Source organism: Pseudomonas agronomica (assembly GCF_025917275.1).
Taxonomy (GTDB): Bacteria; Pseudomonadota; Gammaproteobacteria; order Pseudomonadales; family Pseudomonadaceae; genus Aquipseudomonas; species Aquipseudomonas agronomica.
Window position 1 is genome coordinate 1 of sequence record NZ_JAOSHO010000206.1, and the last position, 8660, is coordinate 8660.

Genomic DNA, 8660 nt, shown 5'->3' on the forward strand with positions numbered 1-8660 from the left:
GTAATGAAAAGCGTGGCGAAGGGCTGGGGCTCGGGCTGTCATTGGTGCAACGAATCTGTGAAAACCAGGGTTGGACAGTCAGCCTCAGCACGATGGAACCCAACGGCTGCCGTTTCGAGGTGGATCTGAATCCGAAGGGTTGATATCTACGCTTGAAAAATCTTGAAACGATTCGTCAGTTTGCGTGACGGATTTTTCACAAAGAGATGACATGCCGGTTCATAAGGTAGGGGCATTCGTAAAGGAGTGCCCCCCTATGTCAAAGACCGTCAAGCTGGATTTTTCTGAAAAATACGACGAGCAGCACGCCAAGCAGTATTTTCTCAAGCATCGTAGCGGCTTGAGCCGCCGTCTTTCGAACCAACGCGACCAGCAACTGGCCCGTCGTGCCCTGGCCTTGGCGGGTGATCCAGGCCTGGTACTGGATCTGCCTTGCGGTGCGGGGCGTTTCTGGCCATTGCTGGCCGAAAAACCCAACCGGGCCATCATCGGCGCGGACAATTCCGAAGCCATGGTCCAGACCGCAATGAGTGTTCAGCCCGCCGATGTCGTGAAACGGGTACAACCCTTGCACACTTCTGCGTTCGACATTGCCTTGCCTGATAACGCCGTTGACAGCATTTTTTGTATGCGCCTGCTTCACCACATCGGGGAAGCCGCGCACCGACTGGCGATTTTGCGGGAATTCGAGCGTGTCAGCCGGGACAGCGTGATCGTTTCACTGTGGGTCGATGGCAATTTCAAAGCCTGGAAGCGCAAACAAGCTGAGCGAAAGCGTGGGCAGAAAGGCTACCAAAACCGATTTGTGTTACCTGCTGCTACAGTAGAGGACGAATTTCGGCAGGCCGGGTTTCGAATCCAGGAACGATTGGATTTCCTACCGTTCTATGCCATGTGGCGAGTTTATGTATTACGCAAGGGGTAACGGGCATGGCAGTAGAGGCAGCAGAAGCGCCTATGGCTTCTCGTAGTTGCTTTGATCATTTTTGGAATCAGCGCGGTGAGTGGGTGGAAGAACCCAATACGCGCCGTGGCGGCGAAAGCGGTGTACAGCGGATCAGCGATAATGGCGAGCTGCTGTATGCCAAGCGCCAGACAGGCCACATCTACCGCAGCCTTCTGCACCCGTTTGGTCGCCCGACCGTGCTGCGTGAGCAGCGCGCCTTGTCGGCACTGAGCGAACTCAACGTCACGGTGCCGCAGATTTTTTTCTGTGGCGCGCAAAGAGACCCGGTGCACAAGTGGCGGGCGCTATTGGTGACCCACGCGCTGGATGGCTTCCAGGAAATCGAACATTGGTATGCCGGAGGCGGACGCGAACGTCATGGCGAAGCGGTGCATGACCATATTCTCCAGTCGTTGGCTGAAAACCTGGCCCGTATGCACAAGGGCCGCTGGCAACATGGATGCCTCTACATCAAGCATGTGTTTGTCCGCGTGACCGGAGAAGGCGAGTCGGCGAAAGCCGAAGTCGCGCTGCTGGATTTCGAGAAATGCCGACAACGCCTGACTGCCCGAAGCGCTGCTTCCCATGACATGAAGCAACTGCGGCGCCATTCGTCGTTTCCTGATTCAGACTGGAAAAAACTGGTCTACTTTTATGAGACGGCGTTTGGCAGCGCTATCAAAGGTTTATAGCGATGAAACTAGAAATTGCTAGAGGTTTGTTTCTAGTCGGAGCCCTGGCAGTTGCGTCAATGGCGGTAGCGGTATGGGAGCAGCCGCGATCACAGATCCTCAGCGCCTCCAACAGTACTTCCACTGTGGGTGCGCATTGCCCTTTGCCTCGAGTCGCCAAGGCGACGGATGTGATCCGACCGGATAACGATCTGTTGCTGTTCATGTTTGGCCTGTCCCAGGGTATGAAGCCCCAGAGCTGAGCATCTTGAACAAAAACAAAGGCCTCGCATTTGCGAGGCCTTTGTTTTTTGCACGGACAATACGTCTCAGTGCTTGTCGGCTTTGGCCAGCAGCGTGTAGACACAAGGCAATACGAACAACGTGAACAATGTGCCGATCGACATGCCGGTGGCAATCACCGTGCCTATGTCGAAGCGGCTGACTGCACCGGCGCCGGTGGCCAGGATCAACGGCACCATGCCGAATACCATGGCGGCAGTGGTCATCAGTACGGGCCGCAGTCGTATCGACGCGGCCTGCTCAACGGCATCGCGCGGGCTCAGGCCTTGTTCCTTGCGCAGTTGGTTGGCGAACTCGACGATCAGGATACCGTGCTTGCTGATCAGTCCAATCAGCGTCACCAGCCCGACCTGGGTGTAGATGTTCATGCTCGACCAGCCGAGGAACAGCGGAATCAGCGCGCCGCAAATGGATAGGGGCACCGTGACCAGGATGACCAATGGATCCCGGAAACTCTCGAACTGCGCGGCCAACACCAGGAAAATAATCGCCAGCGCCAGGCCAAAGGTCACCCACAGTGCACTGCCTTCCTGTACGAATTGGCGCGAAGCTCCGGCGTAATCGAAGGCGAACCCCACCGGAGCCTCCTCATGTGCGATCTGGCGGACGGTTTCAATGGCCTCGCCCATGCTCACGGTTGGAAAGCCTGAAATCGTCACGGCATTGAGTTGCTGGAACTGGTTCAATTGGCGCGGTCGTGCCCGGTCGCTGACCTTGATCAACGTTGACAGCGGGAGCGATTCGCCCTGGGCATTCTTTACGTAGTAATTGTTCAGCCAGTCCGGATTGTCCCGGAACGGTCGTTCGACCTGGGCAATCACTTTGTAGCTGCGCCCTTCGAGGGTGAAGCGGTTTATCTCGGACTCACCCAGCAGTGTTGCCAGGGTTCCGCCCAGGTCCTGCATCGACACGCCCATCTGGGCGGCCTTGGCGCGATCGATATCCACCACGACTTCGGGTTTGTCAAAGGCCAGGTCGATGTCCATGAAAGCGAATTTTCCGGACTCCAGAGCACGTTTCTTGACCCGTTCGGCAATCTGCAGCAGCGTCGTGTAGTCCTTCGGCGAATTGATGACGAACTCGAAGGGCAAGCCTTCGCCGGTACCCGGCAGCGAGGGCAGGTTGAAACCGAAGATCTGCAGGCCCGGGATGCTTTCCAGCTTGGCCTGGACCTCGGGCAGGATTTGCATCTGGGTGCGGCTGCGTTCGTTCCAGGGTTTGAGCAAGAAGCCGCCGATGCCTGACTGGACGCCGTTATAGCCGTTGATCTGGAAAGAGGAGTAGTACTCGGGGAACTCCTTGAAGATCGTGATGAAGTGATCGGTGTAGGCGTTCAGGTAATCGAGGTTGGTCGTCTTCGGCGCGTTGGCCATCATGAAGATGATGCCTTGGTCCTCGTCGGGCGCCAGCTCGGACTTGGTGAACATGATCAGCACGGGAATGAGCAACAGCACGATCAGTGCGAATACCAGCACCACGGGGCGACTGTCGAGCGTGCCATGGAGCATGCCTTGATAACGTTTTTTCAGGCGTTCGAAAATCACGTCCAGCCGATGGGCCAGCCCCGAGGGATTCTCGTCATGGCGCAGGAGCATCGCGCACATCATCGGTGACAGGGTCAGCGCGACGATGCCTGAAATGACCACTGCGCCAGCCAGGGTCAAGGCGAACTCCTTGAACAATGCCCCCGTCAGGCCTTCAAGCAGGCCGATTGGCGCATACACCGCCGCGAGGGTGATCGTCATCGAGACCACCGGCATGGCTATTTCCCGCGCGCCTTCAATGGCGGCATCGAATGGCGTCTTGCCTTCCTCGATATGCCGGTGGATGTTTTCCACCACCACGATGGCATCGTCCACCACCAGGCCGATGGCGAGCACCATGGCCAGCAGCGTCAGCAGGTTCATGGAGTAGCCCATCAACTGCATGAAGAACATGACGCCGATCATCGACAGTGGAATGGTCACGACCGGGATGAGCACCGAGCGCAAGGCGCCGAGGAACAGGAAGACCACGACGATGACGATCAGGACCGCCTCGAACAGGGTCTTCACCACTTCGTCAATGGAGGCCTGGATGAACAACGTGGCGTCATAGGCGATCTCGGCCTTGAGGTTGGTCGGAAGCTGGGCTTCCATCTCCGGCATGATCTTGCGCACTTCCTTGATCACGTCCAGTGGGTTCGCGCCGGGCGTGGCCTTGATCCCGATGTATACCGAAGGCGTGCCGCCAAAGGAGCTGATGGTGTCGTAGTTTTCGGCACCCATTTCCACCCGAGCGACGTCCCGCAACAACACGCGGCTATCCCCGGCGGTCTTGAGGGGGATCGCGGCGAACGCCTCGGCGGACTTGAGTTCGGTGTTGGCGTTGATGCTGGTAACGACGTATTCGCCTTTCACTTCACCGGCAGCGGAAAGGAAGTTCTGCTGGCGCACGGCATTGGTCACGTCGGCAGCCGTCAGCCCAAAGCCTGCGAGCTTGACCGGGTCCAGCCAGAGGCGCATGGCAAAGACCTGGTTGCCAAGGATCTCCGCCTCAGCCATGCCGGGCAGGGTCGCCAGTTTCGGCTGGATGACCCGTGACAGGTAGTCGGTGATCTGCGGATTGTTCAACTCCTTGCTGAAGAAGCTGATGTACATGAGCGCCGAAGCATCGGCTGCTTCTCGGCTAAGCACCGGGTCCTCGGCGTCCTGGGGCAACTGGTTCTTGACCTCGTTGGCCTTGGCCAGCAGTTCGGTGAAGAGCCGGTCGCTGTTGGAGCCGATGCGGGCATAGACCGAGATCACCGAGAAATTCTGCCGGCTGACCGAGGTCATGTAGTCGATGCCTTCGGCACTGGCCAGGCTTTGTTGCATCGGCTGGGTGATATAGCCCTGGATGGTCTCTGCGTTGGCCCCGGGGTACGCGGTGGTCACCGTGATCAGGGCGTTTTCCATCTGCGGATACTGACGCAGGGGCAGTTTGCTCCAGGCCTGGAAGCCCAGCAGCACGATCAACAGGCTGACCACGGTGGCGAGCACCGGACGGCGGATGAACGGATCGGTAAAAGCCATGGGGATTCCTTGATCAGTCCGCGCGCGGCAGGCTGTTCTGTTCGGTCAGGGTCTTGTCGTCGCTGATGGCGATGGACGTTCCGTTGTCGAGCTTGAGCTGGCCGGCAATCACCACTTCTTCACCGCTGTGCACGCCCTTGGTCACCAGGACTTGCCCGTCGCGACGCTCACCCGTCTCGACGAAGCGCCGTTCGGCGATCAGGACAGGCTGGCCTTTGTCATCTTTCTCGACGCTGCCATCGGCGGCTTTCTTCTGGGTCACGACGTACATCGAGTTGCCATAGAGCGTATAGGTCACCGCGCTCTCCGGAACGACGATGCCGGCGGCGACGTCTGGCAATACGACCTGCAGGTTGGCGAACATGCCGGGCAGCAACTTGCCATCGGGGTTGGCGAGGGTGGCGCGCACCAGCACGTTGCGGGTGGTGTCCTCGACCTTGGGGTTGATGGCGCCGATGGCACCGACGAACGTCTGGCCGGGATAGGCCGAGACGCTGACATTGACCGGTTGGGCAACAGCCAGCCGGGGCACCGCCTGTTCGGGAACGTAGAAATCCACGTACAGGCTACTGAGGTCCTGCAAAGTGGCGATCACCGTGCCGCTGGCCAGATAGTCGCCAACGTCCACCTGACGAATGCCGATGGTGCCGCTGAACGGCGCGACGATATGTTTCTTCGCCAGCGATGCCTTGAGCTGGTTGACCGTGGCCTGGTTCTTCTTCAACTGGGCCGCAAGCCGATCGAACTCGCCTTTGGAAATCGCCTGGCTGCCGACCAGTTGTCGACCCCGACCGAAATCCAGCTGCGACAGGCCAAGGTCGGCCTGGGCGGTTTCCAGCAGGGCGCTTTCGACTTCGCTGTCCAGTTGCAGGAGCGGTTGGCCGGCCTTGACCTTTTGCCCCGATTCGAACTGCAGCTTTTGCACCGTGCCGGCGATCTCCAGGCTCAGGTCAACGCCTTGCAAGGCCTTCAGGCTGCCGACGGTGGGCAGGCGAGACTGCCAGGGTTGCTCGGTGGCCTTGGCCACGGCAACGCTGACGGGGGGCGTCGGCGTTGAAAACGTCTGGATTTGCTTGTAGATGGAGAAAGCCTTGTAGCCTGCCAGTAACAGCACCACCAGCAGGACAACACCCAACATGATCAGCATGCGGCGTCGCAGCATGTTCCACTTCCTTGGAAAAGAACTGAGAGAAAATACCGATAGGCGGGCACATTACTCTCAGTGCCCGAGGGATTCCAAACGATGTTTTCCGTAATGTGTAAGGATTTTTCTTGAACTCCGAGGCCTGATGATCAGGCCAGATGTAGATGGTTGTCCCAGAGCCCCGCCGGTAGGTCCAGCGGTTTTGCAACCAGTTGCGACTGCCGGCAATCGTAGTAGCGGCAACGCCCCTGGCCCGACGTCACGACAAAACCGTCGGCCACCGCGCCAACCCCGGCGCAATCTGGCAGGGGCGCGTCCAGGCGAACTTCGCCGCTGTCCAGGTCCCAGATGAAAAAGCGATTGCCCCGTGGCGCTGTCAACGCCACCAGGCGCAATTCGCTGTGCACGGCCACGCTGGCGGTGTAGTGCCCCATGGCCTGCAACTGGTGTTCGGGCACGGGGAAGGCCTGGAAGGGTTGGCCCGGTCGCTTGATTGCCAACAGTTCCGACGGCTCGTGTGCGGCGCCCATGAATTGCTGGCCGGAGACGATGGTCCCGTCGCTGGCGATGCCCAAGTGACGCACGCTGTTCATCTGCTGGGCGAGGGTTTCCTTGCTCAGCAACGTGCCATCGCGCTGCATCAACACCAGGCTCGGCTCCATGGCATCAAGGTTCATGTCGACGCGACTTTCGGCCTCGGTGCGAATGCCGCCGTTGGCGACGACCAATGTCTCGCCGTCGGGCATCCAAGACACTTGATGGGGACCGATCCCGTGCGTGGAGATTTCGCCGCTGTGGACCAGCCGCTCGCCTTCAAAACGGTACACGCCCAGCAGGCCACGTCCCGGATCGCTGGTGTCGTTCTCTGTGGCGTACAACCACTCGCCGCTCTTGTGGATCACCGCATGACCGTAGAAGTGTCGGTTCGGCAACGAGGCAATGGTCTGCAACAACGTCCCGTCGCGCAGGTCGATCAGGTAGCTTTCGGTGCCTGGGCGACGGGCGACAAACAATGCGATCGGCAGCGTCGGATGATTGATGATGTCATGGCAACGCTGGCCGACCTGGGTAGCGAACACCCGGGTGCCGTCCAGTCGATAGCCGACAGCGAAGTGATTGCCATCGCCATCGTCCCGTGCCGAAAGCAGTAGCGGACTCTTGTCCTTTTGCTTGAACAGCGTCCAGCCGCCCAGGGTAACGGCACCCAGCAGCAAGCTGCCGAGTGCCAGAGCCTGACGTCGAAACATGATCAGTCACCGTCGTTGGCGTTGAAGCCCAGTTGGATGCCCAGCGCCTTGGCCAGTTCGCCTTCGTGCAGGCGGTGGACGACGTTGAGGCTGTCGTACAAATCGTTGAGTTGCTGGCGCCCGGCGTCGTCGTTGAGCATGTCGGTCAGCGAGCGCTGGGTGCTGGCGAACAGTTTCAACGAGGCGTCGTAGGCGGCATCGATCTTGTCCGCCAACGGCTTCTGCTCGCTTGGCAACAGACCGCGCAGGCCTTTGTTGTCCACGCCGACCCACACGGTCCTGGCGGCACTCAGGCTGGCTTCCAGGCCTTGCAGCGAAGATTGGCTGCGCCAGGCATCGGCCTGGAATGGTTGTGGTACGCCCTTGCTCTGGCGACCCATTGGCGTGCCGAGTTTTTTCTTCAAGGTGTCCAGGGCCGTGACCTGGACCCGCAGTAGATCGGCGATTGCCTCGTGGGAATCGGCGTAGCGCTGGTTAGGAAACTTGCTCATCTGAGCCAGCATGCCGTCGTTGGTATTCCAACGGGACAGGATCTCTTCGGCCAGTTGCTTCTGGCGTTCGCCGATGGCAGTGAGCAGCGGGCAATACTTGGCTTTCTGGGCGCTGTCGGCCATGTCGATCTTGGCGTCGAACAGCAGGTACTCGTAAGCCGAGAGCCCTTGCACGACGACACTGGACTTGGCCAGGCCGGCGGCGTCGATCTGTGGCTCGCTGTTGACCAGTTGCTCGACCTGACGGCCCACCAGGTTTTTCTTGTCCGGCCAGAACTGCACTTGCCAGGCACGGTTGCCCTCGGCCAATGGACCGATCAGCAACGGTTGCAGTTCGGCCCAGGCTTTTTGTGCCTTGAGGAAGTCGGCACGGGCGGTCTCCAGGTTTTCCTTGCCTTGGCAGAACGCCAGGGCACTGGTCGCCAGTTGCCGGTCGGCCTCGACCCAGCGGCTGTAGGTCGGCAGGATCACTTGCTTGGCAATGGCGGCCGACGTGACCGCTTGCGGATCCTGGGGCGAGCAGGCGCCGAGGGCGAGGGCGGCGAGGCTGGTGAACAACAGCTTGGGACGGAACATGTCGGACTCCCGTTTCAGGAAATGACGTTTAAAGGGAATTCAGGAAAGCCAACAGCGCAGCGCGCTGCTCGGCGTTGAATGCTAAAACCTGTCGCTGTGCCGCCTGGGCTTCGCCGCCATGCCAGAGCACGGCCTCGAGCAGGTTGCGGGCGCGACCGTCGTGCAGGAACTGGGTATGACCGCTGACGGTTTCGGTCAGGCCGATGCCCCACAGCGGCGGGGTCCGCCA

General features: G+C 59.7%; 8 protein-coding genes and 1 pseudogene. 4 read left to right on the top strand and 5 right to left on the bottom strand.

What is annotated here, in order from left to right:
- From OC610_RS15635 to OC610_RS15650, 4 genes and pseudogenes are all read left to right on the top strand, one after another.
- A pseudogene (locus OC610_RS15635) lies at positions 1-143 on the top strand (two-component sensor histidine kinase); the annotation flags it as partial.
- A 113-nt stretch (positions 144-256) separates the two neighbouring features.
- Positions 257-925 (top strand): class I SAM-dependent methyltransferase, encoded by a 669-nt coding sequence (locus OC610_RS15640; RefSeq protein ID WP_264428885.1) that lies wholly within the window; start codon positions 257-259, stop codon positions 923-925.
- 5 nt (positions 926-930) lie between these two features.
- The gene (locus tag OC610_RS15645; protein ID WP_264428875.1) at positions 931-1638 is read left to right on the top strand and encodes a lipopolysaccharide kinase InaA family protein; all 708 of its coding nucleotides are present in this window, start codon (positions 931-933) and stop codon (positions 1636-1638) included.
- A 2-nt stretch (positions 1639-1640) separates the two neighbouring features.
- A complete protein-coding gene (locus tag OC610_RS15650; RefSeq protein WP_264428877.1) occupies positions 1641-1880 on the top strand; it encodes a hypothetical protein in 240 nt (79 codons plus the stop codon).
- Positions 1881-1946: 66 nt separating this feature from the next.
- On the opposite strand, the gene OC610_RS15655 is transcribed toward OC610_RS15650, so the two are convergent.
- The 5 genes from OC610_RS15655 to OC610_RS15675 form a co-directional block, all read right to left on the bottom strand.
- A complete protein-coding gene (locus OC610_RS15655; protein ID WP_264428878.1) occupies positions 1947-4973 on the bottom strand; it encodes a multidrug efflux RND transporter permease subunit in 3027 nt (1008 codons plus the stop codon).
- Positions 4974-4986: 13 nt separating this feature from the next.
- Positions 4987-6135, bottom strand: a complete 1149-nt coding sequence (locus tag OC610_RS15660) for an efflux RND transporter periplasmic adaptor subunit (protein WP_264428879.1) — start codon at positions 6133-6135, stop codon at positions 4987-4989.
- 131 nt (positions 6136-6266) lie between these two features.
- The gene (locus OC610_RS15665; protein ID WP_264428882.1) at positions 6267-7364 is read right to left on the bottom strand and encodes a DUF1513 domain-containing protein; all 1098 of its coding nucleotides are present in this window, start codon (positions 7362-7364) and stop codon (positions 6267-6269) included.
- A gap of 2 nt (positions 7365-7366) precedes the next feature.
- On the bottom strand, positions 7367-8431 hold the full coding sequence (locus OC610_RS15670) for an imelysin family protein (RefSeq protein WP_264428884.1): 1065 nt from the start codon (positions 8429-8431) through the stop codon (positions 7367-7369).
- A 28-nt stretch (positions 8432-8459) separates the two neighbouring features.
- The coding region (locus OC610_RS15675; RefSeq protein ID WP_332880476.1) for a di-heme oxidoredictase family protein at positions 8460-8660 on the bottom strand (201 nt) is incomplete at its 5' end.

Coding starts and splice junctions, on each gene's coding strand:
- OC610_RS15650 (WP_264428877.1), top strand. CDS start 1,641: ATGAAACTAGAAATTGCTAGAGGTTTGTTTCTAGTCGGAGCCCTGGCA.
- OC610_RS15670 (WP_264428884.1), bottom strand. CDS start 8,431: ATGTTCCGTCCCAAGCTGTTGTTCACCAGCCTCGCCGCCCTCGCCCTC.
- OC610_RS15645 (WP_264428875.1), top strand. CDS start 931: ATGGCAGTAGAGGCAGCAGAAGCGCCTATGGCTTCTCGTAGTTGCTTT.
- OC610_RS15640 (WP_264428885.1), top strand. CDS start 257: ATGTCAAAGACCGTCAAGCTGGATTTTTCTGAAAAATACGACGAGCAG.
- OC610_RS15660 (WP_264428879.1), bottom strand. CDS start 6,135: ATGCTGCGACGCCGCATGCTGATCATGTTGGGTGTTGTCCTGCTGGTG.
- OC610_RS15665 (WP_264428882.1), bottom strand. CDS start 7,364: ATGTTTCGACGTCAGGCTCTGGCACTCGGCAGCTTGCTGCTGGGTGCC.
- OC610_RS15655 (WP_264428878.1), bottom strand. CDS start 4,973: ATGGCTTTTACCGATCCGTTCATCCGCCGTCCGGTGCTCGCCACCGTG.